Origin of the sequence: Robertmurraya korlensis (assembly GCF_023715225.1) — a bacterium.
In the GTDB taxonomy this organism is placed as follows: domain Bacteria; phylum Bacillota; class Bacilli; order Bacillales; family Cytobacillaceae; genus Robertmurraya_A.
Genome location: NZ_JAMBNS010000092.1, coordinates 1 through 462, shown reverse-complemented (window position 1 = coordinate 462; position 462 = coordinate 1). Strand labels below are relative to the sequence as shown.

Genomic DNA, 462 nt, shown 5'->3' with positions numbered 1-462 from the left:
GCATAGTTGACTTCCGGGTGGTAAATCAGCCTGCGCCACATGAGGGAAAAACAAAAACGGCGTACTGCGGGAGCAATACGCCGCTTAGCAACTTAACGGGTGCCGTAGACGACGATGGTTTTACCGTGCGCGGAAATCAGGTTCTGATCTTCCAGCATTTTCAAAATACGACCAACGGTTTCACGAGAGCAGCCGACGATCTGACCAATTTCCTGGCGGGTAATTTTAATTTGCATACCGTCCGGGTGGGTCATGGCATCCGGTTGCTTCGCCAGGTTCAGCAGCGTCTGGGCGATACGGCCCGTCACGTCGAGGAAGGCAAGGTTGCCCACTTTCTCAGACGTGACCTGCAGACGGCGAGCCATTTGCGAAGAGAGACGCATCAGAATGTCCGGGTTCACCTGGATCAGCTGACGGAATTTCTTATAAGAGATTTCGGCCACTTCACATGCGGTTTTCGCC

Annotated in this window: 1 protein-coding gene; it reads right to left on the bottom strand. The window is 53.5% G+C overall.

What is annotated here, in order from left to right; genetic code table 11:
• Positions 1-92 precede the first annotated feature (92 nt).
• Positions 93-462: helix-turn-helix domain-containing protein (locus tag M3175_RS25960; RefSeq protein ID WP_200108583.1), on the bottom strand; the 370-nt coding region annotated here is incomplete at its 5' end.